This is a genomic window from Shinella sp. (genome assembly GCF_049651085.1).
Classification (GTDB): domain Bacteria; phylum Pseudomonadota; class Alphaproteobacteria; order Rhizobiales; family Rhizobiaceae; genus Shinella.
In genome coordinates, this window is the sequence record NZ_JBASBL010000004.1 from 113,190 (window position 1) to 138,168 (window position 24,979).

Sequence of the window (24,979 nt, forward strand, 5' to 3'; positions counted from 1 at the left end):
GATTATCCGGATTGCTGACCCTTGCGGGCAGCCGGCTCCTTGCTCCTCCCGGGAGGCAAAAAGCCAAAACAGAATAAACAAACCGCGAATTCATCATTGCGGAATGTTTATTCCATTTTCTGCCTGAGACGTCAAGCCTGTTCCATTTTTGGGGATCAGGAATCCGCATGGCTTGGGGAAAACTGCCGGCGAAAAGCCCGCCGGCGGGGCTGCTCAGATGTTTTCGCGCAGGAACGCGATGCTGCCTGCGACCACCGCCTTCGGGTTGGCAACGGCATGCACGGCCGGTGCGAAAGGCTCGAAGGAGAGCGGCCCGGCATAGCCGGCGGCAAGCAATGCCTTGATCTGGCTCGTATTCCCGATGCGGTCGGCGGGACCGACGAGGACGCGGTGGGCGTCGCGCATGTCGGAAACGGCAACGGCCGGATCCTCGACGCCGGAGATATGGACGAGGCCGGTGAGGTCGGCAAAGAGCTCCGGCTCACCGGCGAGGTGATGGTGGAACGTGTCGTGCACAAGGCGGAATGTCCGTTCACCGCCGATAGCCCTGATTGCTTCCGCCGCCTCGCGCTTGGAGCGCAGGGAGCAGATCTCGAAGCCGAGCGGCTCGACGAGGCCGATGATGCCGGCCGCCTCCAGCAGGGGCTTCAACGCCTCCAGCGCCTCGCGAAGATTGGCCTGCCGCTCGCCTTCGGCCTGGCCGGTGCCGTCGTTCTTTGGCACGAGCACGAGCGCGCGCGCGCCGCAGGCGGCGGCATAGCCGATGAGGTCACCGGCCTCCGCCGCACGGGCAGGCGTCCATTCGTTGAAGCGCTGGAGGGCGTTGATCGAGATGATCGTCACGCCGTGGCGTTCCGCCAGAGCCTTGACCTCGGCCGGTGTCGTGCCGTCGAGGATGGCATTGCCGTCAAGGTCGTTGCGGATTTCGACGGCGTTCATGCCGAGGGAGACGGCCAGGGCGAAGAAGGCGTCGAGCTTCAGGCCGGGCGCCGTCATGTGGTTGAGGGCGAAAGTCAGGGTCGGCATGGGGTCCTCCGGTCTTCGAGGCTGCCGACAGGGCGGCCTCGCATGCACGCATGAGGATCGGGATAGGTTTTGCGGGCGTCAAAGCCGAAGATACGAGCGGGGCCGTCATTGTTGAGAGATTGAGCGGTCAGCATGATGGAAAACCATCATTCAGCGTCAGATATTCTCCGGCAGGAAGATATCGAAGGGCAGGAATGTCTGGCCCGGCACGGCATTTTCGCCCTTCTCGATGGCCGTCACCATCAGCGAGACGAGGTCGCGGCAAAGGGTCGGCAACGGCGTGTTGATGGCCATGGTCACCACGTCGTCGGCAAGGCCGGCCTTGGATTCCGGGGTCAGTTCGTTGACGATGAGCTGCACCCTGCCGGCCAGGCCTTCCTCGCGGATTGCCGAAATCGCGCCCTCCATGCCGCCCCCGGCGACATAGAGCCCGACGAGATCGGGGTGTTGCGCCAAAAGGTTTGCCGTCGCCTCGTGGGTGATCTCGCTGGTGTCGAGGTTTACCAGCGTGTCGAGCACCTCGAACCCCAGGCCCTTTTCGCGGAAGAACGAGCGAAAGCCTATTTCACGCAATTCATGGCCGTGAAAGCGGTGGCTGCCGACGAAGATCGCAACCTTGCCGGGATGCTTCGCGCCGCGCGCGATCATCCATGCCGCGGTGCGCCCGACCTTCATGTTGTTGAGGCCGATATAGCCCTGTCGCACGTCCATGGCGAAGTCGGAGAGCAGGCAGAACAGCGGAATGCCGCGAGTTTTCAGGTCTTCAACCATGGCGGTCGTCGCCGGGTAATCCGGCGAGACGACGGCGAGCGCCTGGTTGCGCGCCGAAAGCTGGCGCAGCATCTCGGTCATTGCCGCCGGTGTCTGGGCATTGATGAATTCGACCTGCGGCACGATGCGCGCGGTGGTGCAGGCATTGCAGGCGATTTCGATCTCGCGTGCGAAATTCTGGTAGAAGGCCTGATTGGCGCGCTGGAAACTGAAGCCCAGCCGGTATTGCGGCAGGTCCTCGAACACCCGCTGCCGGATGAGGCCGATCGCATGATAGCCGATGGCATTGGCCGCATCGTAGACGCGCCGCGCCGTCTCCTCGCGCACCTTGTGGCGACCGTTCAGCACGCGATCGACCGTCGCCACGCTGACGCCGGCCGCTCTGGCGAGATCCGCTATGGTGGGTCTCGATGCCATGGTCGCCTCCCTGAGATTTTCCATCAAGCGATGATGATAGCGAATGATAGAATTTGACGCATTCTATCATGGCAGGATTGAGAGGCGCAAGAAGCGGCGCTATCGTTTGTCCATCAGACGAGGCGGGTCGGAGAGAGTGCCCCGCGTGGAGGAGACGAGCGATGAACCCGACGAAGAGGGATTACAGCCTTCTTGGCCGCGATGCCGAGGCCGCCGTTGCCAATGGGCTGGCCGCGGCCGAATGGTATCACACCGAAATCCCGCGCAAGGAGATGAAGGCGCTGATGCAGCGCAGCGACGCGGCGGCCATTCGCGACACCGCGATCTGGCTGGGGGCGATGCTGGTCTGTGGCGCGGCCGGCATCTGGTTCTGGGGAAGCTGGTGGGCCGTGCCGTTCTTCCTCGTCTATGGCGTTCTCTATGGCTCGGCCTCCGACAGCCGCTGGCATGAATGCGGCCACGGCACGGCCTTCAAGACGATGTGGATGAACAATGCCGTCTACCAGATCGCCTGCTTCATGATCATGCGCAATCCGGTGACCTGGCGCTGGAGCCATACGCGCCACCACACCGATACGGTCATCGTCGGCCGCGACCCGGAAATCGCGGTCATGCGCCCGCCGGATCTGCTGCGGCTCGTCCTCAACTTCTTCGGCCTTCTCGACGCGTTCCATGCCGTCGTCGACATGTTGCGCAACGCGGCCGGCGTCATGAGCGCGGCGGAAAAGACCTTCGTGCCGGCAATGGAGCAGCCGAAGGCCATCCGCATTGCCCGCATCTGGCTCGCCATCTATGTCGCGACCATTGCCGCCTGCTTCTCCATGGGCTCGATCCTGCCGGCCATGCTGATCGGCCTGCCGCGGCTCTACGGCGCCTGGCACCATGTGCTGACCGGCCTGCTGCAGCACGGCGGCCTTGCCGACAATGTCATCGACCACCGGCTCAACAGCCGCACGGTCTACATGAATCCCGTCAGCCGCTTCATCTACTGGAACATGAACTACCACGTGGAGCATCACATGTTTCCGATGGTGCCCTATCACGCGCTGCCGCGGCTGCATGCCATGATCAGGCATGACCTGCCGGCGCCGAACCCGTCCATGTGGCACGGCTACCGGGAAATGATCCCGGCCTTCCTGCGGCAGCTGCGCAACGAGGATTATTTCCTGAAGCGCGACCTGCCGCCGACGGCGCGCCCCTACAAGGAAGAATTCCACGCCGAACCCGCGGCTGCCGCGGCCGAGTAACAGCCAATTTCTGGAGGAAAATCATGAGCGACAACTGGATTGAGGTCTGTGCGGCAGACGAGATCGACGAAGAGGATGTCATCCGCTTCGACCATGCGGGCCGCACCTTCGCGATCTACCGCAGCCCGGAAGACACCTATCATGCGACGGACGGTCTCTGCACCCATGAGAAGATCCACCTGGCCGACGGTCTGGTGATGGATCACATCATCGAATGTCCCAAGCACAACGGCCGCTTCGACTATCGGTCCGGCGAGGCGAAGGGCGCTCCCGTCTGCGTCGACCTGCGGACCTATCCGGTCAAGGTCGAGGGCGGCACGGTCTTCATCGGGCTCTAGAGGAAACATCATGATGAGTTTCGTCATCGTCGGCGCCGGTGAATGCGGTGCGCGCGCGGCCTTCGCCCTGCGCGGCAACGGGTTTGGCGGTTCGATCACCCTGATCGGCAGCGAGACCCATCTGCCCTATGAGCGCCCGCCGCTCTCCAAGGAGGCGCTGGTCGCCGGGGCCGATCCGAAACTCGTGGCGGATGCCGAGCGCTATGCCGAGGCGCGGATCGATGTGCTTTGCGGCCGCACGGTTTGCGAGATCGACCGGATCGGCAAGCAGGTGATGCTCGACGACGGCACGGCGCTGCCCTACGACAAGCTGCTGCTGGCTACCGGAGCCCGCCCGCGCGCCCTGCCGGGTGTCGCCTATGGCGCGCGCATCGCCGCGTTGCGCAGCCACGACGATGCGATCCGCATCCGGGCGCATCTGGTGGAGGGAAGCCATGTCGCCATTCTCGGCGGCGGCTTTGTCGGGCTCGAACTTGCCGCCAGCGCCCGCAAGCTCGGCGCGAGCGTGACCCTTGTCGAAGGGCTGCCGCGCCTGCTGTCGCGCGGCGTTCCGTCCGAAATCGCCGAAATCGTTGCCGATCGCCATGCCGCGGAGGGCGTGGAAATCCTTTGCGGTGCCAGGGTCGCAGCCATCGAGGAGCGGCCGGGTGAAGTGCGCCTTGCGCTCGAGGACGGCCGTATCGTCGCCGCGAGCCTGCTCGTCGTCGGCATCGGTGCCGTTCCGAACACGGAACTGGCGCAGGCCGCCGGCCTTGCGGTCGAGAACGGCATCGCGGTCGATGCAATGCTGCGCACGTCGGACCCGGACATCCTTGCCGCCGGCGACTGCACCTCCTATCCGCTGGCGCTCTATGGCGAGCGCCGCATCCGCCTCGAATCCTGGCGCAATGCGCAGGAGCAGGGCCAGCTCGCGGCGGCAAACATGCTTGGCGCTATCGAAGCCCATTCGGCCGTGCCGTGGTTCTGGTCGGACCAGTACGACATGACCTTGCAGATCGCGGGCCTTGCCGAGGGTGCGGCAACGACGATCCGGCGCGACATGGGCGAGGGGGCCTTCATCCTCTTCCACCTCGATGGGGACGGCCGGCTCATTGCGGCAAGCGGCATCGGCCCGGGCAATACGGTCGCCCGCGATATCCGGCTTGCCGAGATGCTCATCGCCGCCCGCAGCCATCCCGATCCCGCGGTGCTCGCTGCGCCGGAAACCAGACTGAAAAAACTGCTCGCCGCCTGAGGGAGACTACCGTGAAGACCAAAAGACCGACCGTCGCAGACCTGCAGGCGATGAAGGGCAAGCGTCAGCTCACCATGCTGCGCGTCGTGACGCTTGAGGAGGCGGAAGCCGCCGAACAGGCGGGCATCGATCTCGTTTCCGTGCCGCCCGCCCTGCTGGGACCGGCCTTCCGCGAGGCAGCGCCCACCGTCTTTGCCTTTCCCGGCCTCGAATACGGTGATTTCGTCACGACCGACGATTACCTGCGCGGCGCCTTTCAGGCGATGAAGGCAGGTGGGGATGCGGTCTATTGCGCGGCTGGCCTTTCGACCGTACGGCGGCTGCGCGAAGAGGGCATTCCGGTCTGCGGCCATGTCGGTCTCATTCCCTCCAAGGCGACATGGACGGGCGGCTTTCGCGCCGTCGGCAAGACGGCGCAAAGCGCGCTCGAAATTTTCCGGCAGGTGAAGGCGCTGGAAGAGGCCGGGGCCTTTGCCGCAGAGATCGAGGTCGTGCCCGGCGAGATCGCCGCGGCGATCAGCGCGAAAACCGCACTCGTCATGCTTTCCATGGGGGCGGGTACCGGCTGCGATGCGCAATATCTTTTTGCCGACGATGTGCTTGGCCAGAACCGCGGTCACTATCCGCGCCATGCAAAGGTCTATCGCAATTTCGCCGCCGAATACGATCGGCTTCAGCAGGAGCGCATCGCCGCGTTTCGCGAATATGCCGATGACGTGCGTTCGGGCACTTATCCCGGGAAGGGGCATCTCGTCGGCATCGAGCCGGCGGAACTTGCCGCCTTCCTCGATCGGATCGATGCTTGAGAAGTTGGTTTCCCCACGCCGCAAAACCGCCTATGTAGGCGCTGAAGGCGTGAGGAGACGTTCATGAAATTCATCGATACCGACCATCCATTCTACCGTCCGCTCTGGCGGCGGCTGCTTCTGGTCGGGTTCTGTGCCACTTGGACGGGGGTGGAATTCTACAACGGCGAGCAGACCTGGGGCACGATCTTCCTCGTCGTGACCGCCTACGCCTTCGCCAACCTCATCCTCTTCTTCAAGCCGTCCGACCCGGCCGCCAAGCCGTCGGAAGGGGCGGAAGAGGGCGGAGAGAAGAAGGAATAGGCAATTCCAGCCAAAGCCTTAGCGTGACAGGCCGAGACTTTTCTCGACATTGACCCGCCGGATCGTCTCGTCGATCAGCATGTTGGCGATCTTCATGCGCAGGTTCGCGTTGGTGCGCAGATCCTCCGGTGTGCGGTCGGGATGATTTTCACGCGCAAAGTCGCGCCGGCGGGCAAGCAGATCGTTCACGCTCTCCTTGCCGGTGAGGGCAAGATCTTCCGCCACCTCTTCCGGCGTCGTGCGCAGGAGATGCGGCGGCGGTGCCGGCGGTGGCTCGCTCGGCAGCGGCTGCGGGGGGCTAGGCTCTTCGTAGAGATCGAGATAGGCGGCGGCGGCGTGCGAACCGGAAACGAAGGTCGCTCCCGTACCGAGGCCGGCAAAACCGGAGGTCAAGCCGCGTATCTCGCCGGGGCCGCTCTCTTCCGGTGCGTCGCCGTCGGCCTCCTCGGCGGCCTCGCGGGCCTCGGCCTTCAGCCGTTCCAGCACGGATTCGAATACGGTCATGCCGAACATGGTGTCTTCCTCGTTCAGTCCGGCGAGAGCGTCCGGCTGCGTTGCCAGATCAGATCATAGAGTAGTTTGGCGCTCGGCGGGAGCGCCTTGCCTTTGACGGAGATCAGGCTGTAGGGCTTGATGTCGATCTCGAAATCCGTGTTGAGGATGCTGACCTCGCCGGCCTGCGCGCCGACGTCGGCGATGAAGGTCGCCATGTCGCGCGCCACCGGCGCGATCGCGTTGGAGCCGCAGACGATGGCGGTGGTGAGCAGGATCGACGAGGTGTTGACCACGGTGGAGGGAAGCGGCACGCCAGCTGCGATGAACAGTTCCTCGATGCGGCGCCTGAGAAGCGTGCCGGCCGGCTGGAACACCCAGTCGTAACGGGGCAGGTCGGCGAGGCTGACGACCGGCTTTTCCGTCAGCGGATGCCCCTTGCGCACGATGAGACAGGCTTTCTCGATGCCGATCTCCGTGACGTTGAACAGGCGCGGATTGAGGTCATCCGGCACGCGGGCGATGATGAAGTCCTGCTGCGCGGCAAGCAGTTCGCGGGCGAGCACATTGCTGGTCTCCACGCGGACATTCACCTCGATACCGGGATAGGCAGCGCTCACCTGCTGGATCGCCGGCACGGCGAGGCTGATGGCCGGCGCCGTCACCGAGCCGAGGAACACCGAACCCCCTGTGCCGGATTTCAGCGCCGAAAGCTCGCGGTCGACCTCGCGCAGTTCCAGCAGGATGGTGCGCGCCCGGCGGGCGAAGGCCCGGCCGGAGGTCGTGAGCGCCACGCCGCGCGAGATGCGTTCGCAAAGCTGGGCCTTGAGGATCGTCTCCATCTCCGTCAACATGCGCGAGGCAGCAGGCTGCGAGATATTGAGCGCATCCGCCGCCGCGCTCACCTGCTTGTGCTCCTCGATGGCCACGATCATGCGCAGATGGCTGAGCTTCAGGCCGCTTCGCAGCAGGCCTATGCCTTGCAGATTGTCGAGGTTCTCCCCGGCAAGAAGCTGCTCGGCCTTGTCGTCCTCCAGGCGCATGTTTTCCTCCATTCATATAAATAGTATATTTGACCCTCCATATATCAAATATGGTATCGATTTAGAAGTTCATTGCATTTGACAGTTATGGCAATTCGGTAGACCTTGCGCCAATGTGCGCTGGGGTCCTTGGGAGTGGGGACCGGCGGGTTTTTGTGCCCGACCAGTCCAGGCCGTCGCCTGAAATGCGACCCCGCCGGTGCACGGAACAATGCCTGGCCGCAATTTCGGCCAGTGCGCACAAGGGAGAGACCTTTCAATGAAAATGATCACTTCGCTTCTCGCCGCAGCCGCTATCAGCGTCGCGTCGTTCGCAGCGCCGTCCTTTGCCCAGGATAAGGGCATGGTCGGTATCTCCATGCCCACCAAGACCTCGACGCGCTGGATTTCCGACGGCGAGACGATGGAAAAGCTGTTCAAGGACGCCGGCTACACGCCGGACCTGCAGTTTGCTGACGACGACATTCCGAACCAGCTGGCCCAGATCGAAAACATGGTCACCAAGGGCGCCAAGGTTCTCGTCATCGGCGCCATCGACGGCACGACGCTGTCCGACATCCTTCAGAAGTCGGCCGATGCCGGCGTGAAGGTCATTGCCTATGACCGCCTCATCCGCGACTCGGGCAGTGTCGACTACTACGCCACGTTCGACAACTTCCAGGTCGGCGTTCTGCAGGCGACCAGCCTCGTCGACGGCCTGAAAGCGAAGTTCCCGGACACCAAGCCATGGAACGTCGAGCTGTTCGGCGGTTCGCCGGACGACAACAACGCCTTCTTCTTCTACGACGGCGCGATGTCGGTCATCCAGCCGCTGGTCGACAGTGGCGATATCGTCATCAAGTCGGGCCAGACCGGCATGGAAACTGTCGGCACGCTGCGCTGGGACGGCGCGGTTGCGCAGGCCCGCATGGAAAACCTCCTGTCCTCGACCTACACCGACGGCCGCGTCGATGGCGTCCTGTCGCCCTATGACGGCCTGTCCATCGGTATCCTGTCGGCCCTGAAGGGCGTCGGTTACGGCTCGGGCGACCAGCCGATGGCCATCGTCACCGGCCAGGACGCCGAACTGCCGTCCGTCAAGTCGATCCTCGCCGACGAGCAGTACTCGACGGTCTTCAAGGACACCCGCGAACTGGCCAAGGTTACCGTCGGCATGGTCAACGCGCTCATGGAAGGCAAGGAGCCGGAAGTGAACGACACCAAGACCTACGACAACGGCGTCAAGGTCGTTCCGTCCTACCTGCTGAAGCCGGTCGCCGTCGACAAGTCCAACGCCAAGGACATCCTGGTCACGGGCTCGGCCTACTACACCGAAGACCAGATCAACAACTGATCGTTCTTCACACTCTCCGGGGTTCGCGTGTTCGGCGCGGACCCCTTTTCTCCGGATCGCAGAGCGAATAGGCTCGCTTGGCCGCCTGAACGATGGCGGACGGCCGCTGGAAACTGGTAAATGAGCAAGACTCTTCTGGAAATGCGTGGCATCACGAAGACGTTTCCGGGCGTAAAAGCCCTCGACAACGTCAACCTGAAGGTCCGCGAAGGCGAAATTCACGCCCTTGTCGGTGAGAATGGCGCCGGTAAATCCACCCTCATGAAAGTGTTGAGCGGCGTCTATCCGGCCGGCTCCTACGAGGGGGAAATCCATTTCGACGGCGAGGTTCGCCGCTTCTCCACGATCTCCGACAGCGAGCATCTGGGCATCATCATCATCCACCAGGAGCTGGCGCTGGTGCCGCTTCTGTCGATCGCGGAAAACATCTTCCTCGGCAACGAGGTCGCGACGAACGGCATCATCGACTGGAAGAAGGCCTTCCGCCTGACGCATGACCTGCTCGACAAGGTCGGGCTCAAGGAGCCGCCGGGCACGCTGATCACCGATATCGGCGTCGGCAAGCAGCAGCTCGTCGAAATCGCCAAGGCGCTCTCCAAGAAGGTGCGCCTGCTCATTCTCGACGAGCCGACCGCCTCGCTCAACGAGAAGGACTCCGATGCGCTCCTGAAGCTGCTGATGGAATTCCGCGCACAGGGAATGACCTCGATCATCATCTCGCACAAGCTGAACGAGATCAAAAAGGTCGCCGACCAGATCACCATCCTGCGCGATGGCGGCACGGTCGAGACGCTCGACTGTCACCACGAGGACATTTCCGAGGACCGCATCATCAAGGGGATGGTGGGCCGCGAAATGGAAGACCGGTATCCGACGCGCGAGCCGAAGATCGGCGAGACGCTGCTGGAAGTGAAGAACTGGAACGTCTTCCACCAGCACCATCGCGACCGCCAGTTCCTGCACGATGTGAGCTTCAACGTGCGCGCCGGCGAAGTGGTCGGCATTGCCGGCCTGATGGGTGCGGGCCGCACCGAGACCGCGATGAGCATCTTCGGCCGCTCCTGGGGCCACAAGATTACCGGCGACGTCGCCATGCGCGGCAAGCCCGTGGACGTCAGCACGATCCCGAAGGCGATCGAGGCGGGCCTTGCCTATGTGACGGAAGACCGCAAGCAGCTCGGCCTCGTGCTGATCGACAACATCATGCGCAACACGACGCTCGCCAATCTGAAGGGCGTCTCCAGGGCGACGGTAATCGACAGCCATCAGGAAGCCAAGGTTGCCTCGGGCTACCGCCAGAAGCTGCGCATCCGCTCGCACTCGATCTATCAGGAAGCGGTCAATCTTTCGGGCGGCAACCAGCAGAAGGTCGTGCTGTCGAAGTGGCTCTTCACGGACCCGCAGGTGCTGATCCTCGACGAGCCGACGCGCGGCATCGATGTCGGCGCCAAGTTCGAAATATACACAATCATCAACCAGCTTGCCGCCGAGGGCAAGGGCATCCTGATGATCTCGTCAGAGATGCCGGAACTGCTCGGGACCTGCGATCGCATCTATGTCATGAACGAAGGACGCATCGTGGCCGAGCTCTCCAAGGCGGAAGCAAGCCAGGAATCCATCATGCGCGCCATCATGCGCTCCGGGGAGAAACACTAATGGCCACCGATACCGCGACCAAGACGACCCAGCCTTCGGTGGGGGACTACCTTCGCAAGAACATCCGCGAATACGGCCTGCTCGTCGCGCTCGTCGTCATCATGATCTTCTTCCAGGTCATCACCAACGGCGTTCTCTTCCGCCCGGTCAACATCACCAACCTGGTGCTGCAGAACTCGTTCATCGTCATCATGGCGCTGGGCATGCTCTTGATCATCGTGGCGGGGCATATCGACCTGTCGGTCGGCTCCATCGTCGCCTTCATCGGCGCCATATCGGCGATCATGCTGGTGAAATGGGGGCTGCCGGCGATCGTCGTCGTGCCGCTCTGCATTCTCGTCGGCGCCGTGATGGGCGCGGCGCAGGGCTACTGGGTCGCCTACCAGAAGATACCGGCCTTCATCGTGACGCTCGCCGGAATGCTTGTCTTCCGCGGCATGACCTATGTCGTGCTCGGCGGCCGCCCGGTCGGTCCGTTCCCGAAGGAGTTCCAGATCCTCTCGACAGGGTTCGTGCCGGACTTCCTGTCCCTCAGCGACCCGGCGACGAGCCTCATCAAGAACTATTTCGCCCTTATCCTGATCATCCTGCTCGTCGCCTACGCGGTCTATGCAGGCCTGCGCGAGCGCCGCATGAATGCGCTGCACGAGACCGAGAACGAGCCCTTTGCCTTCTTTGCCGTGCAGATGTCGATCATCGGCGTGGTGGCGATCTTCCTCGGCTTCCAGCTCTCAACCTATCGCGGCCTGCCGAACGTGCTTGTCGTCATGGGTATCCTGATCGCGTTCTACACGTTCGTTACGACACGCACGACGATCGGCCGGCGCATCTATGCCATGGGCGGCAACGAGAAGGCGGCGAAGCTTTCGGGCATCAATACCGAGCGGCTTACCTTCTACACGTTCGTCAACATGGGCGCGCTTGCAGCGCTCGCCGGCATGATCATCGCAGCCCGCCTCAATTCGGCGACGCCGAAGGCCGGCGTCGGCTTCGAACTCGACGTCATCGCAGCCTGCTTCATCGGCGGCGCCTCGGCCTCCGGCGGCGTCGGCAAGATCACGGGTGCGGTCATCGGCGCCTTCATCATGGGCGTCATGAACAACGGCATGTCGATCATGGGCATCGGCATCGACTACCAGCAGCTCATCAAGGGCCTGGTGCTGCTCGCCGCCGTGTTCTTCGACGTCTACAACAAGAACAAGGGCTGACCGGAACGCGGCCAGACCATATCAGTATTGTTGACCCTTTCGGGGCGCGGTTTTGCGGGCCGCGCCCCGAATCGTATCGTTCCGATGCATCGGAGCGGCCTGGATTTGCTATCTCAATCGTTCCTTTTCCTTGCGGACCGATCGCTTTTGCGCTGATGGAGCAAAAGGCGTCAACTCAACCTTCCGTTTGTAGTGCCGGTCCAATCCCGGACTGGCCGCTGATCTGGAGGTTACCATGTCCACAGCATCGAATGCAGTATCGCTTCCCCGGTTGTCGGCGGTTGTACTGGTCGCTGCGATTCTTGCCGTGCCGGTCCAATCGGTTGCCCAGGAACACCGGGGTGGTCTCAATGTCGGTGTCGGGGTGAGCCTCGGTAGCGTCAAGGCCGGGGTCAACGCGACTGTCGGCGGCAGCAAGGGGCTTGCCGACGCAAAGGTCGGAGCCAGCGTCGGCGGCGCGAAGGGCATCAATGCGAAGGCCAGCGCCAATGTCGGCGGCTCAAGAGGGCTGGTGGATGCAGGTGTTACAGCCAGCGTCGGCGGATCGGGCGGCCTTGGAGCGAAGGTCGGCGCAACGGTGGGCGGCGGCGGCCTGCTCAACGCGAATGTCGGTCTTGGCCTGGGGTCCACCGGCGTCAGGCCCGGAACCTCCGGTGGCGGCGTGATGACCAGCACCGAGCGGCGGACCCTGCGCCAGTTCTCGCAGCTCTCACGCAACGAGCGCATGCAGCTTCTCAAGCGTTGCGGGGGCATTGACAACGGCGGCTACGATGCCGCGCTGGTAAAGCTGTGCCGCCTGCTCGAAATGGCGTCCCGTTGAGAGAAGGATCGGCAGCCCTCCGGGGCTGCCGCTTCAGTTCTGGCTTTGCGACTGGCTCTGGCTGGCGGCGGGCTCGACCGTGATGGCCACGCTCATCGTTTCCGCCGCCATGCCCACAACCATGCCGGAAACCGGCGCCGCATCCTTGTAGTCGAGGCCGATGGACAGGCGGACATAGCGCGCATCCGGGCAGATATCGTTTGCGGCGTCGAAGCCGACCCAGCCGAGGCCCTGCAGATGCACTTCCGCCCAGGCATGGCTTGCCGTCTGCTCGGGCTGTTCCATCAGCAGGTAGCCGGAGACATAGCGGGCGGGAATGCCGAGATGGCGCGCCGTGGCGATGAGGATATGCGCGTGGTCCTGGCAGACACCTTGCCGCTTTTCCAGCGCCTGCTCGGCCGTCGTGTCCGGTGCAGTCTCGCCGGGTCGGTAGGCGACTGCCTTGTGGATGGCGCCCATCAGGTCGTGCATGCGGGCCAGTTCGTTCTCGCCGGCGATCGTCCTGGCGAGGTCGCGCACAAGTTTTCCGGGCGTGGTCAGCGGCGTTTCGCGCAGATACAGCCAAAGCGGCACGAAGCCCTGATGCGGGCCGAACACGCCCGCCCGGTCCTGCGTGTCGACCTCGCCCTCGGCCACGATGCGGATCGTCACCTGTTCGGTGTCGGTGCTGACGAGATCGACATGGTTGCCGAAATGATCGGTGTAGCCCGCCTCGAGGCGGGCGCCGTGCACGGTCGTCGCCCAGGAATGCACGATCTGGCCCGGCTGGCTCTTCGGCGTCAGCCGTAGCCGTTGCAGCGAATACTGCACCGGATCGTCATAGTGATATTCGGTCGTGTGGCTGATCTTCAGTCGCATCCTGCGCCCCCGTGCCCCTACCGATAGAAGCGGTAGCCTTCGGAGATTTCCTCCCCGAGGCGGTTGTTGTGCATGATGAACTCCTCGATGAATTCATGCAGCCCCTGGTCCATGATATCGTCCATGGTGCGACTTCTCAGCAGCATCAACGTCGAGGATGCCGTGTCATGCGCGGCGTGGCTGTCGCCATAGAGCTTGGCGAGATAGCCCAGATTGCTGACGATCTTGTCGTAGCTGTAGGCGAGCGAGCGCGGCATGCGGTCGTTGAGGATCAGGAAGTCCGAGATATTGGCGGGCGAATAGTCGCCGTCATAGACCCAGCTGTAGGACCGGTGCGCGGAGACCGACCGCAGGATCGATTCCCATTGCTTGTTGTCGAGCGATGAGCCGACCGTGGCGATCGCCGGCAGCAGCACGTAGTATTTCACGTCGAGGATGCGCGCGGTGTTGTCCGCCCGCTCGATGAAGGTGCCGATGCGCGAGAAGTTGTAGATGTCGTCGCGCAGCATGGTGCCGTGGAAGGTGCCGCGGATGAGGCCGGTGCTCCGCTTGATGGCATCGATCAACTCCGGCATGTCCGCCGGCTTGGCGCGCTTGGAAAGCAACTGCTTCAGTTCGATCCAGCACTCGTTCGTCGCTTCCCAGGTTTCGCGGGTCAGCGCCGTGCGCACCATGCGGGCATTGTTGCGGGCGGAATCGATGCAGGACATCACGCTTGACGGATTGCACCGGTCGCGCAGGAGATAGTCGATGGCGTCGGCGCTGGTCAGCGTATCGTGCACGCGGTCGAAATCCTCGCGCACGCCGGCGCTTTGCAGGACGCCGTCCCAGTCCTCGTCGGTGGAGCCGCTGCGCGTCAGCGCCATGCGCAGGCCCGCATCGATGAGGCGGGCAATGTTTTCGCCCCGCTCGATGTAGCGGAACATCCAGTAAAGGCCGTTTGCAGTTCTTCCGAGCATCGGCATCAGTCCTCCAGTACCCACGTATCCTTCGTGCCGCCGCCCTGGCTGGAGTTGACCACCAGCGAGCCTTCTTTCAGCGCCACGCGGGTGAGTCCGCCGGGAATGATCTGCACCTTGTCGGAAACAAGCACGTAGGGCCTGAGGTCGACATGCCGGGGCGCGATGCCCTTGTTGACGAGGATGGGAACCGTGGAGAGGGAGAGCGTCGGCTGGGCGATGTAGTTCGCCGGCCGGGCTTTCAGTTTTTCGGCAAAGGCCGCGCATTCCTTCTTCGAGGCCGTCGGGCCGACGAGCATGCCATAGCCGCCCGAACCGTGCACTTCCTTTACGACAAGCTCGCTCAGGTGCTCGAGCACGTATTTCAGGCTGTCCTGTTCCGAGCAGCGCCAGGTCGGCACGTTCTCCAGCAGCGCCTTGCGGCCGGTATAGAACTCGACGATCTCCGGCATGTAGGAATAGATCGCCTTGTCGTCGGAAATGCCGGTGCCGGGGGCATTGGCAATCGTGATATTGCCGGCCTTGTAGACATCCATGATGCCGGGCACGCCGAGGGCGGAATCCGGCCGGAAGGTGAGGGGGTCGAGGAAGTCGTCGTCGACGCGGCGGTAGAGCACGTCGATGGCCTCATAGCCGCGGGTCGTGCGCATCTTCACCTTGCCGTCGACGACGCGCAGGTCCGAACCCTCGACCAGTTCCACGCCCATCATGTCGGCAAGGAAAGCGTGTTCGTAATAGGCGGAGTTGAAGATGCCGGGCGTCAGCACCGCAACGCGCGGCTTGCCCGAACAGCCGGGCGGTGCCAGCGAGGCAAGGCTCTGGCGCAGCAGTTTGGGATAGTCCTCGACCGGGCGCACCTTGTTGAGGTGGAACAGCTCGGGGAACATCTGCATCATGGTTTCCCGGTTTTCCAGCATGTAGCTGACGCCGGAAGGGGTGCGGGCATTGTCCTCCAGCACATAGAACTGGTCTTCGCCGGTGCGCACGATGTCGGTGCCGACGATGTGGGTATAGACCCCGCCCGGCGGCTTGAAGCCGATCATCTGCGGCAGGAAGGCGACATTGCGCTCGATCAGCTCGCGCGGCACGCGGCCCGCCTTGATGATTTCCTGCTTGTGGTAGATGTCGTCGAGGAAGGCGTTGAGGGCGATGACCCGCTGTTCGATGCCCTGGGCGAGCTTGCGCCACTCCCGGCCGGAAATGATGCGCGGAATGATGTCGAAGGGGATGAGCTTTTCGGAACTGTCCGCGTGTCCGTAGACCGCGAAGGTGATGCCGGTCTTTCGAAAGAGGTTCTCGGCGTCCCTTGACTTGGCGATCAGGCGAGCCCGATCCTGCCCCTCATACCAGTCATGGTAGTTTTCGTATGGCTGCCGCGGGTTCGATGCCGCATTCATCATTTCATCAAATGCCAAAAGCGTATTCCCCATTTTTCACCATTTGAGTACAACATCCCGGGCAAAGCAAGAACCATGCTCAATTAGCGATCAAGAATTCTCACGCCGCATCGGGAATGATCGCAAGCGCTTGCAATCCGGGCTTCCGGACGGTTCGGCGGGATTGAGTGCCGCCACCTTGCGGGGCAGGCCGGTTCGATCAGGTTTTCTGAAATGCCGCTTTGACGGGCAGATGCCGACAGGCCGGTCCTCGTCGCTTTTCCTTGAACCTAACCATCAAGGAAATTGCTTTGACGATCAGCGGCACGGTGCCTATCGCTCGCGCACCGATTGTTCTCCTGCCGGAAATCCCATGACCCTTGATCGCCTGGCGCCCGCCATCTTCGTCCTGCTCTGGTCGACCGGCTGGGTCGTCGCCAAGTTCGGCGCCATCGTTTCCGAACCGCTGACCTTCCTCAGCATCCGCTATGTCACCGCGGCCATCCTGTTCGGCGCGCTGTGCTGGCTATCGGGCGCTTCCTGGCCGCGCGATACGCGCACCATCGTGCACGCCGTCATCTCCGGCGCCTTCCTGCATGGCATCTATCTCGGCGCGGTCTGGTGGGCGATCGGCGAGGGCGTGCCGGCGGCGCTGTCCTCGATCATCGCCGCCCTCCAGCCGCTGATGACGGCGCTTGCCGCACCCTTCTTCATCGGCGAGCGGCTGAACGGGCGGCAGAAGCTCGGCCTCTGTCTCGGCTTTCTCGGCGTGCTGCTTGCGGTTCTGCCGAAATTCTTCGGCCAGGGCGCGGCGGAAATTCCGGCCTTCGCCCTCATCGTCAACATGCTCGGCATGGCCGCGGTGACCTATGGCACCATCTACCAGAAGCAATATCTGCAGACGGGGGACATCCGCTCGATCGCCACGCTGCAATATGTCGGGGCGATGATCGTTACCTTCCCACTGGCGCTCGGGCTGGAAAGCTTGCATGTCGATTTCGGTTTTGCCTTCCTCGCGCTGCTCGCCTGGTCGGTGCTGGGCATTTCGATGGGGGCGATCCTGCTGCTGCTCTACCTGCTGCGCCGCGGTCAGGTTTCGCGCGCTGCCTCGCTCATCTACCTCGTGCCGCCGATCGCCGCGCTTCAGGCGGCCGCCATCTTCGGCGAGGAGCTGACCATTCCGATGATCGCCGGCACCGCGATCGTCGTGGTCGGCGTCTATCTCACCAACCGCAAGGATCCGGCGCCCGCCGAGTGAGCAAACGAAAACGGCGGGCTGAAGCCCGCCGTTCCCTCGATCAGCAATGTCGTTTCAGATCAGGCCTGTTCGCGGCGCTGGCCTTCCGGCCGGCGCGGCTTGCCGTTCTGGTTCGGACGACCCTGGCCATTGCCACCGCCATGGTTGCGGTTCTGGCGCTCGCCCTGCTTCTGCGGCGGGCGCGCGCCATTGGCGCGCTTGCCGGCTGCCGGTGCGCCGCCTTCGGAGGCTGACTGGTTGCCGTCGCCAAAGGGCTTGCGCGCCGGACGCTGGCCTGCGCGACCTGCGGCGGCACGCTGGCCGCTACCGCTGCGGCCCTTGCGCGACTTGCCGCCCGGACCGGCCGTGATGACGGCGGGGGCTTCACCGCTGGCGACAGCGATGTTGATGCCCATCAGGCGCTCGATGTCGCGCAGCAGGTGTGCTTCATCCGGTGCGCAGAAGGCGATGGCGATGCCGTCGCGACCGTTGCGGGCCGTGCGGCCGATACGGTGGACATAGGCGTCCGGCACTTCCGGCAGGTCGTAGTTGTAGACGTGCGTGACGCCGGGAATGTCGATGCCGCGGGCTGCGACGTCGGTGGCGACCAGCACGCGGATCTCGCCATCACGGAAGGCCTTCAGTGCCCGCTCGCGCTGGCCCTGGCTCTTGTTGCCGTGGATGGAGGCGGCCTTGAAGCCGACCTGGTCGAGGTGCTTCATCAGCTTTTCCGCACCGTGCTTGGTGCGCGAGAAGACGAGCGAAAGACCGTCCGGGTTGGCGGTAAGCGTCTGCTTGAGAATCTGGGTCTTGTGGTCCTTGCCGGGCACAAAGTGGACGTACTGCTCCACCTTGTCGGCAGCCTTGCCGGGCGGGGAGACTTCGACCTTCTTCGGGTTGACGAGATATTCGCCGGCCAGTTCGCCGATCAGCTTCGGCATGGTGGCCGAGAAGAGCAGCGTCTGGCGGTTCTTCGGCACCAGCCTGGAAATCTTGCGCAGGTCGTGGATGAAGCCGAGGTCGAGCATCTGGTCGGCCTCGTCGAGCACGAGGTAACGGGCCTGCGTCAGCGTCACGGCCTTGCGGGCGATGAGGTCGAGCAGGCGGCCGGGGGTGGCGACGAGGATGTCGGTGCCGCGGTTCAGCATTTCCGACTGCTTGTTGATCGAGGCGCCGCCGACGACGGTGACAACGCGCAGCGGCGTCTTCTTCACGAAGTCGCGCAGGTTGTCGGCGATCTGGTTCACCAGTTCGCGGGTCGGGGCGAGGATCAGGGCGCGGATATTGCGCGGGTCGGGGCGACGGGCTTCCAGCAGAAGCTTTTCGATCATCGGGAGGCCGAAGGCGGCCGTCTTGCCGGTGCCGGTCTGGGCCAGGCCAATCAGGTCGTTGCCTTCCATGACGAGCGGGATGGCCTTTGCCTGGATCGGCGTCGCTTTTTCAAAGCCGAGGGCGGAAAGGGTGGCGACGATGGTCTGCGACAGGCCGAGGTCGTGAAAAGTGGTCAAGTGTATACCTTTCGGGGCGCCAAACGCACATCGCCGGAACGCACCATGCGCTTCCGGTTTCGTTCGGCGTCAAGAACCCCGCGTGAATTGGGAACTTGTGGGTTGGTTGGCTATCGTCTGCGCAATATCCGCAAAGTGAGGCGGATCGTTCTCTTGCGCTTGTCCTTCTTAGCATCCCCGATGGGGAAATCGCAGGCTCGCTCACGCGGCGGCCGAAGGGCGACGCTTCGGCTCATGTCGTTGTTTTGCGTCGAAAAGTCAAGCGCTACTTTCGCAGGTGCGAAAGGATTGGCGCCCAATCCCTGCCGCGGCTGCGCCTTTGAGGGCACGGTGAACGAGCCCCGGCGCCTTGCGGCACCCATCCGCCACAATCATGTTGGATGCTGCGGCGCGCAGAATGGTCTGCGCGTCGACAAACCTTGCTACGGGAGTGCAAACATGACCGGTACGACTTGGATTCTTGCCGCCGACGGCAACCAGGCCCGCCTGCTCAAGGGGGTGAACCTGTTGAAGGATGGCCAGCAGAACCCGGAGCAGGAAGTCTTTCGCTGGGAGCCGAGGAAGGCACAGGACATCATGGCTGACAAGCCCGGACGCGGCCACGCCTCCGTCGGTCAGGGGCGCTCGGCCATGGAATATTCGAGCGATCCGGTGCGTGAGGAGCAACTGAAATTCACCGCCGAAGTTGCCGGCCGTATCGACGACTATGCCGCCGAAGGCGCTTTCGGCCGGCTCGTGGTCTGCGCCGCGCCGCAGACGCTGGGCGATCTGCGCGCCAAGCTGTCGGAAAAGGCCCGTGCGCTGACCACGGCCGAGATCGACAGGAATTTCTCCAACCTGCCGACGGAAAAGCTGATCGCCTCCGTCCGCTCCATCATGTTCGACACCTGATCTTCTCCTAGGAATCCGTCGGAACGCCGCCCTCTTCCTTGCGCCTGGCGACGAACGCATCCAGTTCGTCCTCGATGTCAGGGTCGAGCGGCGGCTTTTCATAGGTGTCGAGCTTTTCCTTGAAGACCCGGTTGGCGTGGTCATAGGTGGTCGGCCGGCCGGCTTCCGTCCATGCCTCGAAATTGCGCCAGTCGGAAAGGATCGGCGAATAGAAGGCGGTCTCGTAGCGCGCCAGCGTATGCGGGGTGCCGAAGAAATGCCCGCCGGGACCGACATCGCGCACCGCCTCGATGCCGAGCGCATCGGTGCCGACATCGAGCGGTGTCAGGTATTCCGCCACCATTTGCAGCATATCGACGTCGAGGATGAATTTCTCGAAGGAGGCGGTCAGGCCGCCCTCGCTCCAGCCGGCCGAATGCATGATGAAATTGCCGCCGCCCTGCGTCAGCGCCCAGAGCGAGAAGGCCGATTCGTAGGCGGCCTGCGCATCCAGCGTGTTGGAGGCGTTGGTGTTCGAGGTGCGGTAGGGGATGTTGTATTTCCGCGCGAGCTGGCCGCCGGCAATGACCGCTTTCATATATTCCGGCGTGCCGAAGGCCGGCGCGCCCGTCTTCATGTCGATATTGGAGGTGAAGCCGCCATACATGACCGGCGCGCCCTTGCGCACCATCTGCGTGAAGGCGATGCCGGCAAGCGCCTCGGCATTCTGCTGCACGATCGCGCCGGCGATCGTTACCGGCGCCATGGCGCCAGCGAGCGTGAACGGCGTCACGACGACGACCTGGTTGCGCGCCGACATCTCGATGATGCCCTGCAGCATCGGCCCGTCGAGGCGCAGCGGCGAGGAAGTGTTGACGATGGTGAAGAGCGAGGGCTCGCGCTCCATCTGCTCCATCGAGATGCCGCGGCCGATGCGGGCGATCTCGATGCCGTCGAGATTGCGCTGCCGGCCGAGCGAATAGACGTGAAAGACCTTGTCCGTCAGCTTCACCATGTCCGAGAGGCAATCGAGGTGGCGGATCGAGGCATGGATGTCGACGGGCTCGACCGGATAGCCGCCGGTGGTGTGGATGATGTCGTAGCACTGGGCGAGCTTGACGAGCTTGCGGAAGTCTTCCTGGTTGCCGGCACGTCGCCCGCCGTCCCGGTCCGCGACGAAGGGCGCGGAGGCGATCTGTGCGAAGACCAGATTGTCGCCGCCGATCTCCACGTTTCGCACCGGGTTGCGGGCATGCATGGTGAAGGTGGAGGGGACATGGGCCATCAGCGCCATGATGAGCCCGCGATCGAAACGCACCCGGTCGGTGCCGGGCGTGACGTCGGCGCCCGCCGCCCTCATGCGCTCGCGCGCTTCCGGCAGGATGATGTCCATGCCGATTTCTTCGAGGATGGTGAGCGAGGCCTGGTGAACCGCCTCCAGCGCATCTTCGGAAAGAACGGCGGATTTGGCTGTGGTGTTGACGAGGTCGAGATATTTCGCGTTGGGCGGCGCGCGCCTTGCGCTGCGTGCGACATTCTGGCGGCGGCGCTCGACGGGTGTGTCGTCTGCGCCATTCTCCGGTTGTTCGAGGTGATTTTCGAGCTTGATCACGTCACCCATATGCGGCGCATCCCCGGTCTGGTTCCCTCTTCCTTGTTGTCGCACGGCTTGCGGCGGCATGCCCCGCCATTTGCGACAGGCAGGTGCTCTCGTGGATAAGGAAGGGCCGGACGGGTGCGGCAACGAACGGTTAACCATCCGTTCAAGGATTGATGATACTCCCCGGGTGGTATGAATTTCTCCCTCCATCCCGCTTCGGGGAGCGCTTGGCGTGGCTGACCCTCAAGATGAATTGCTGGTTGCAGCGTGCGCGCGCGTTCGCGAACACGCACATCCGGCCTACGTCAAGAGCAGCGAACTGCGCTATCTGGCTGTCAACGAGGCCTATGCGCGGCTCTTTGGCCATGCGCCCGCGGACATGGTCGGCCTTCGCAGCGACGAGACTGGCGAAGCGCCGGGCCATGGTGACAGGGATGATCCGGAGCGCAGATGCCTGATTTTCGGCAATGCCGAACGCGCCCGCTATATCCATCCGTTGGGTGGCGACAGCTATGACATCGCACTGAAGCGTGAGCGGATTTCCCCGACACTTTCCATCCTCGTCGGCCTCTTCGCCCCCTCGACGGACGTGCCGGCGGCGAATGCAAACGGTGCGGCGGCTCGGCAGGCTTCCGTCGTCCGGGACCGGGAAAAAACGGAAACTCCCGTCCCCGAGCAGGTGGAAGGCGCGCTCGATACGCTGGGCACCGGCGTTGCCGTCTTCGACGCCGACAACCGTCTGACCTATGCCAATCGCAGCATGCGGGCACTCTACCGGGAGCTTGTCGGCGCGCTTGCGGACGGGCCCGTCGGCCTTGCAGCGGTAACGGAGGCACTGCACGAGGTCGAGGCGGGCGATACGCCGGCGGAAGAGCGCGAACGCTGGGTTGCCGCGCGGCTCGCCAGCTACGACCTGCCGCTCTTCGAGTCCGTTTGTCGCATGGCGGACGGCTGGGTCCGGCTCGTTACGCAGCGCCGGGAGGACGGCGCCCTCGTCATGCTTCGCCTCGATGTGACGGCGCTGAAGGAAAACGAAGGACGGCTCAAGCAGAATTCGCAGGAAATCGGCCTCTATCGCGCGCTGCTCGACGAGTTGCCGGTCGCCAGCTTCATGCGCGACGAAAACCAGCGCATGATCTTCGCCAACCGGGCCTATGTCGAACTGACGGGACGCCAGCCGGAAGAGTTGCTTGGCCTCACCACGCTCGATATGTATCCCGAGCAGGGGGAAGAATTTCACGAGCAGAACCAGTTCGTGCTGGATACCGGCGAACTGTTCGAATCCGAGATCGACTACCTCCGCGCCGACGGTTCGGCACGACCGACGATCTCGCGGCTTCACCGCGTCACGACGCTCGATGAAAAAAGCTACCTGATCGGCTCGATCACCGACACGACCGTGCTGAAGAAGCGCGAAGACCAGCTGATCGAAGCGCAGCGCCAGGCGGAAACCGCGCGCTCCGACCTTGAAAGCGTGGTCGAATCGCTTCCGGTCGGGATCGTGGTGGTTGACGAGATCGGCATCATCGAACTCAGCAATGGTGCGTTCAAGGAGCTATGGGGCGGCGCGCTACCCTCCTTGAAGGGGCGCCCCCTCGGCGAACTTCTTCGCTTCCAGCAGGAGCAGGGCGGAGCGTTGGAGGACGGATGCGGCTCGAGCACGGAAAATCATGAGCAGGCACTGTGCAGCATTCGATCCGGCAGCCGGCCTGTGCGCGAAGTCGCCTATTCCAACGGCCGCACGCTGATCGAGGCCAGCTGCGCGATTTCCGGCGGCCGCAGCCTGCTGACCTATATCGACATTACCGAGCGGCGCGAGCGCGAGCGCGAGGTGCTCGAGACGCGCAGCGCGCTGGAGGAAGTCGGCAGCCTCGTCAAGGATGCGGTGTCCTCCATGAGCCAGGGCCTGCTCATCATCGAAGATGGCATGGTCGTGCTTTCCAACGAGGCGCTCTCCACGATGATCACGATGCCGCGTGAGCTGCTTCAGCCCGGCACGCGCGTTTCCGATATCCTGCAAAGCTGCGTGGATCGGCAGATACCGGGCTTTGTCGGCGAAGAGCCCGTCGATGCCGCTGACTTCGGCAGGATCCTCCTCACCGGCAAGCCCGCCTCGCTGACGGTGTTCAGCGGCTACCAGCGCTGGCTTCGCCTTGACGTGACCCCGTCGAGCCGCGGCCGCAGCGTCATGGTCTTTTCCGACATCACCGACCTCAAGAGCCGCGAGGAAGAGTTGCGCCGGCTGGTCACGCGCGCCGAGATGGCCGACAAGGCGAAGTCGGAATTTCTGGCCAATATGAGCCACGAAATCCGCACGCCGATGAATGGCGTGCTTGGCATGGCCGAGCTTCTCGCCAAGTCGAACCTCGACACGCGGCAGAAAACCTTCATCGACATCATGGTGAAGTCAGGCAATGCCTTGCTGACCATCATCAACGACGTCCTCGACTTCTCGAAGATCGATGCGGGCCAGATGACCTTGCGCGAGGTTGCCTTCAGTCCGGTCGAGGCGATCGAGGACGTGGCGACGCTGCTGTCGGCGAAGGCTGCGGAGAAGGATATTGAGCTCGTCGTGCGCGGGGCGGCGAACATGCCGGCGGCGGTGATGGGCGATGCCGGACGCTTCCGGCAGATCGTCACCAACCTCGTCGGCAATGCCGTCAAGTTCACCGATCGCGGCCATGTGCTCATCGACCTTGCCTCGCACATGAGCGAGAGCGAGGTCGAGATCGTCATCCGCATCGAGGATACAGGCGCCGGCATTCCGACCGAGAAGATGGAATCGATCTTCGAGAAGTTCTCGCAGGTCGACACCTCCTCGACGCGCCGGCATGAAGGCACCGGCCTCGGCCTTGCCATCACCGACGCGCTGACGCGGCTTTTCGGAGGCGCGCTGACGGCTACGAGCGAAGTCGGCAGAGGTTCGGCCTTTACCGTGCGCCTGCCGATGGCGCTTGCCGTCGCCTCGCTGCCGGTCCGCATCGTGCCTGCGAAGGCGCCCGGCGCGCGCATTCTCGTCGTCGATGCGCACGAGCTTTCCCGTAAGGCGGCCCATGACATGCTGCTCGACTGGGGGTTCGATGCGACCGCGGTCGGCTCGGAGGCCGAAGCGCTCGCCGTGCTCACGACAGCGGCGGATATGGGCCTGGCGGTGGATGCCGTCCTTCTCGATTACCGGCCGGATCGTTCACCGGATTTCGTGCGCACGCTGCGCGACAGCGCCGCGACGGCCGGTGTCTCGCTGATCGTGCTCACCTCGATGAACCTGCCGGGCCAAGACCCGCTGCTTTCCTCGCAGGATATCCAGGCTCATCTCATGAAACCCGTGCGCGCCGATCTCCTGCGCGAGACGGTCTGCGAGGTGCTGCGTGCGGCACGCGGGATGAAAATCCCTGCGAGCGCAGCGAAGGGCAAGGTCCTGCCGCTTCGCCCGACCGTGGCGGCACCCGCTGGCGCGACGGAAAGCGATGGGCTGGACGTGCTGGTGGCCGAGGACAACGAGGTCAACCAGATCCTCTTCACCCAGATGCTGATGGCCTCCGGCCTCCGCTTCCGTCTGGTCGGGAACGGCGAGGAGGCCATCGAGGTTTTCCGCACGAGCCGGCCGGGCATGATCCTGATGGATGTTTCCATGCCGGTGATGAACGGCCTTCAGGCGAGCCGGGCGATCCGTGAACTTGAAAACGGCACCGGCCACCGGGTGCCGATTGTCGCCGTCACCGCCCATATGCTCGATGGCGACCGCGACGAATGTCTTGCCGCCGGCATGGACGACTATCTGGCCAAGCCGATCAGCATCGAGAGACTGGAAGAAAAGCTCGACCGCTGGCTGAAGCGCAGCAAGACGAAGGCCGTCAGCGGCACGGTGCACTGAGCG

21 protein-coding genes are annotated in these 24,979 nt (G+C 63.6%); 12 read left to right on the forward strand and 9 right to left on the reverse strand.

The genetic code is table 11. The features are described 5' to 3' along the window. Positions 1-213: 213 nt before the first annotated feature. Together WA950_RS01005 and WA950_RS01010 are read right to left on the reverse strand one after the other, a co-directional pair. Positions 214-1,026, reverse strand: a complete 813-nt coding sequence (locus tag WA950_RS01005; protein ID WP_424549805.1) for a TIM barrel protein — start codon at positions 1,024-1,026, stop codon at positions 214-216. Between the two features lie 156 nt (positions 1,027-1,182). After that, positions 1,183-2,214, reverse strand: coding sequence for a LacI family DNA-binding transcriptional regulator (locus WA950_RS01010; protein ID WP_424549806.1), 1,032 nt, complete (start codon positions 2,212-2,214; stop codon positions 1,183-1,185). Between the two features lie 161 nt (positions 2,215-2,375). Between WA950_RS01010 and WA950_RS01015 the strand changes: the two genes are divergently transcribed. The 5 genes from WA950_RS01015 (at position 2,376) to WA950_RS01035 (ending at position 6,142) form a co-directional block, all read left to right on the forward strand. Continuing rightward, entirely contained in the window at positions 2,376-3,461 is a 1,086-nt protein-coding gene (locus WA950_RS01015) for a fatty acid desaturase family protein (RefSeq protein ID WP_424549807.1), read from the forward strand. 23 nt (positions 3,462-3,484) lie between these two features. Next, the gene (locus tag WA950_RS01020) at positions 3,485-3,799 is read left to right on the forward strand and encodes a MocE family 2Fe-2S type ferredoxin (protein ID WP_306032137.1); all 315 of its coding nucleotides are present in this window, start codon (positions 3,485-3,487) and stop codon (positions 3,797-3,799) included. Between the two features lie 10 nt (positions 3,800-3,809). Continuing rightward, positions 3,810-5,033 (forward strand): NAD(P)/FAD-dependent oxidoreductase, encoded by a 1,224-nt coding sequence (locus WA950_RS01025; RefSeq protein ID WP_424549808.1) that lies wholly within the window; start codon positions 3,810-3,812, stop codon positions 5,031-5,033. Positions 5,034-5,044: 11 nt separating this feature from the next. Continuing rightward, entirely contained in the window at positions 5,045-5,839 is a 795-nt protein-coding gene (locus WA950_RS01030) for a 3-methyl-2-oxobutanoate hydroxymethyltransferase (RefSeq protein ID WP_424549809.1), read from the forward strand. A 63-nt stretch (positions 5,840-5,902) separates the two neighbouring features. Beyond that, complete coding sequence (locus WA950_RS01035; RefSeq protein ID WP_424549810.1) at positions 5,903-6,142, forward strand: hypothetical protein; 240 nt, start codon at positions 5,903-5,905, stop codon at positions 6,140-6,142. Positions 6,143-6,160: 18 nt separating this feature from the next. On the opposite strand, the gene WA950_RS01040 is transcribed toward WA950_RS01035, so the two are convergent. Both WA950_RS01040 and WA950_RS01045 read right to left on the reverse strand, forming a co-directional pair. Further along, positions 6,161-6,655: a hypothetical protein gene (locus WA950_RS01040; RefSeq protein ID WP_424549811.1), complete on the reverse strand. Its 495-nt coding sequence runs from the start codon at positions 6,653-6,655 to the stop codon at positions 6,161-6,163. 14 nt (positions 6,656-6,669) lie between these two features. Beyond that, complete coding sequence (locus WA950_RS01045) at positions 6,670-7,677, reverse strand: LysR family transcriptional regulator (RefSeq protein ID WP_424549812.1); 1,008 nt, start codon at positions 7,675-7,677, stop codon at positions 6,670-6,672. A 259-nt stretch (positions 7,678-7,936) separates the two neighbouring features. Here WA950_RS01045 and chvE point away from each other — a divergent pair, with 259 nt between their 5' ends. From chvE to WA950_RS01065, 4 genes are all read left to right on the forward strand, one after another. Further along, positions 7,937-9,010: a multiple monosaccharide ABC transporter substrate-binding protein gene (chvE, locus tag WA950_RS01050; protein WP_424549813.1), complete on the forward strand. Its 1,074-nt coding sequence runs from the start codon at positions 7,937-7,939 to the stop codon at positions 9,008-9,010. A gap of 120 nt (positions 9,011-9,130) precedes the next feature. Next, positions 9,131-10,666, forward strand: coding sequence for a multiple monosaccharide ABC transporter ATP-binding protein (mmsA, locus tag WA950_RS01055; protein ID WP_424549814.1), 1,536 nt, complete (start codon positions 9,131-9,133; stop codon positions 10,664-10,666). After that, complete coding sequence (mmsB, locus tag WA950_RS01060; RefSeq protein ID WP_424549815.1) at positions 10,666-11,874, forward strand: multiple monosaccharide ABC transporter permease; 1,209 nt, start codon at positions 10,666-10,668, stop codon at positions 11,872-11,874. The genes mmsA and mmsB overlap by 1 nt, the downstream gene beginning before the upstream one ends. Positions 11,875-12,109: 235 nt before the next feature. Continuing rightward, positions 12,110-12,694, forward strand: coding sequence for a polysaccharide biosynthesis GNAT family N-acetyltransferase UppQ (locus WA950_RS01065; protein ID WP_424549816.1), 585 nt, complete (start codon positions 12,110-12,112; stop codon positions 12,692-12,694). Positions 12,695-12,727: 33 nt separating this feature from the next. Here the strand turns inward: WA950_RS01065 and WA950_RS01070 are convergent, their stop codons facing one another. Genes WA950_RS01070 through WA950_RS01080 form a run of 3 tightly spaced genes read right to left on the reverse strand, consistent with a single transcriptional unit; the run spans position 12,728 to position 15,911 of the window. Beyond that, complete coding sequence (locus WA950_RS01070) at positions 12,728-13,552, reverse strand: transglutaminase family protein (protein ID WP_424549817.1); 825 nt, start codon at positions 13,550-13,552, stop codon at positions 12,728-12,730. A gap of 17 nt (positions 13,553-13,569) precedes the next feature. Continuing rightward, complete coding sequence (locus WA950_RS01075) at positions 13,570-14,511, reverse strand: alpha-E domain-containing protein (RefSeq protein ID WP_424550052.1); 942 nt, start codon at positions 14,509-14,511, stop codon at positions 13,570-13,572. Between the two features lie 5 nt (positions 14,512-14,516). Further along, positions 14,517-15,911: a circularly permuted type 2 ATP-grasp protein gene (locus WA950_RS01080; RefSeq protein WP_424550053.1), complete on the reverse strand. Its 1,395-nt coding sequence runs from the start codon at positions 15,909-15,911 to the stop codon at positions 14,517-14,519. A gap of 349 nt (positions 15,912-16,260) precedes the next feature. Here WA950_RS01080 and WA950_RS01085 point away from each other — a divergent pair, with 349 nt between their 5' ends. Further along, the gene (locus WA950_RS01085) at positions 16,261-17,145 is read left to right on the forward strand and encodes a DMT family transporter (protein ID WP_424549818.1); all 885 of its coding nucleotides are present in this window, start codon (positions 16,261-16,263) and stop codon (positions 17,143-17,145) included. Positions 17,146-17,204: 59 nt separating this feature from the next. Here the strand turns inward: WA950_RS01085 and WA950_RS01090 are convergent, their stop codons facing one another. Continuing rightward, complete coding sequence (locus WA950_RS01090) at positions 17,205-18,632, reverse strand: DEAD/DEAH box helicase (protein WP_424549819.1); 1,428 nt, start codon at positions 18,630-18,632, stop codon at positions 17,205-17,207. A 438-nt stretch (positions 18,633-19,070) separates the two neighbouring features. Here WA950_RS01090 and WA950_RS01095 point away from each other — a divergent pair, with 438 nt between their 5' ends. Further along, positions 19,071-19,523: a host attachment protein gene (locus WA950_RS01095; protein ID WP_424549820.1), complete on the forward strand. Its 453-nt coding sequence runs from the start codon at positions 19,071-19,073 to the stop codon at positions 19,521-19,523. A gap of 7 nt (positions 19,524-19,530) precedes the next feature. Here WA950_RS01095 and WA950_RS01100 read toward each other — a convergent pair whose 3' ends face one another. After that, positions 19,531-21,123: a trimethylamine methyltransferase family protein gene (locus tag WA950_RS01100; protein WP_424549821.1), complete on the reverse strand. Its 1,593-nt coding sequence runs from the start codon at positions 21,121-21,123 to the stop codon at positions 19,531-19,533. Positions 21,124-21,334: 211 nt separating this feature from the next. Here WA950_RS01100 and WA950_RS01105 point away from each other — a divergent pair, with 211 nt between their 5' ends. Next, the gene (locus tag WA950_RS01105; RefSeq protein WP_424549822.1) at positions 21,335-24,976 is read left to right on the forward strand and encodes a PAS-domain containing protein; all 3,642 of its coding nucleotides are present in this window, start codon (positions 21,335-21,337) and stop codon (positions 24,974-24,976) included. The last annotated feature ends 3 nt before the right edge of the window (positions 24,977-24,979 follow it).

What these genes read in the sequence shown, in the direction of transcription:
- WA950_RS01025 (WP_424549808.1), top strand. Translation starts at nt 3,810, where the DNA reads ATGATGAGTTTCGTCATCGTCGGCGCCGGTGAATGCGGTGCGCGCGCG.
- mmsA (WP_424549814.1), top strand. Translation starts at nt 9,131, where the DNA reads ATGAGCAAGACTCTTCTGGAAATGCGTGGCATCACGAAGACGTTTCCG.
- WA950_RS01070 (WP_424549817.1), bottom strand. Translation starts at nt 13,552, where the DNA reads ATGCGACTGAAGATCAGCCACACGACCGAATATCACTATGACGATCCG.
- WA950_RS01040 (WP_424549811.1), bottom strand. Translation starts at nt 6,655, where the DNA reads ATGTTCGGCATGACCGTATTCGAATCCGTGCTGGAACGGCTGAAGGCC.
- WA950_RS01010 (WP_424549806.1), bottom strand. Translation starts at nt 2,214, where the DNA reads ATGGCATCGAGACCCACCATAGCGGATCTCGCCAGAGCGGCCGGCGTC.
- WA950_RS01080 (WP_424550053.1), bottom strand. Translation starts at nt 15,911, where the DNA reads ATGATGAATGCGGCATCGAACCCGCGGCAGCCATACGAAAACTACCAT.
- WA950_RS01020 (WP_306032137.1), top strand. Translation starts at nt 3,485, where the DNA reads ATGAGCGACAACTGGATTGAGGTCTGTGCGGCAGACGAGATCGACGAA.
- WA950_RS01075 (WP_424550052.1), bottom strand. Translation starts at nt 14,511, where the DNA reads ATGCTCGGAAGAACTGCAAACGGCCTTTACTGGATGTTCCGCTACATC.
- chvE (WP_424549813.1), top strand. Translation starts at nt 7,937, where the DNA reads ATGAAAATGATCACTTCGCTTCTCGCCGCAGCCGCTATCAGCGTCGCG.
- WA950_RS01045 (WP_424549812.1), bottom strand. Translation starts at nt 7,677, where the DNA reads ATGCGCCTGGAGGACGACAAGGCCGAGCAGCTTCTTGCCGGGGAGAAC.
- WA950_RS01065 (WP_424549816.1), top strand. Translation starts at nt 12,110, where the DNA reads ATGTCCACAGCATCGAATGCAGTATCGCTTCCCCGGTTGTCGGCGGTT.
- WA950_RS01035 (WP_424549810.1), top strand. Translation starts at nt 5,903, where the DNA reads ATGAAATTCATCGATACCGACCATCCATTCTACCGTCCGCTCTGGCGG.
- WA950_RS01005 (WP_424549805.1), bottom strand. Translation starts at nt 1,026, where the DNA reads ATGCCGACCCTGACTTTCGCCCTCAACCACATGACGGCGCCCGGCCTG.
- WA950_RS01095 (WP_424549820.1), top strand. Translation starts at nt 19,071, where the DNA reads ATGACCGGTACGACTTGGATTCTTGCCGCCGACGGCAACCAGGCCCGC.
- WA950_RS01100 (WP_424549821.1), bottom strand. Translation starts at nt 21,123, where the DNA reads ATGGGTGACGTGATCAAGCTCGAAAATCACCTCGAACAACCGGAGAAT.
- WA950_RS01015 (WP_424549807.1), top strand. Translation starts at nt 2,376, where the DNA reads ATGAACCCGACGAAGAGGGATTACAGCCTTCTTGGCCGCGATGCCGAG.
- WA950_RS01085 (WP_424549818.1), top strand. Translation starts at nt 16,261, where the DNA reads ATGACCCTTGATCGCCTGGCGCCCGCCATCTTCGTCCTGCTCTGGTCG.
- mmsB (WP_424549815.1), top strand. Translation starts at nt 10,666, where the DNA reads ATGGCCACCGATACCGCGACCAAGACGACCCAGCCTTCGGTGGGGGAC.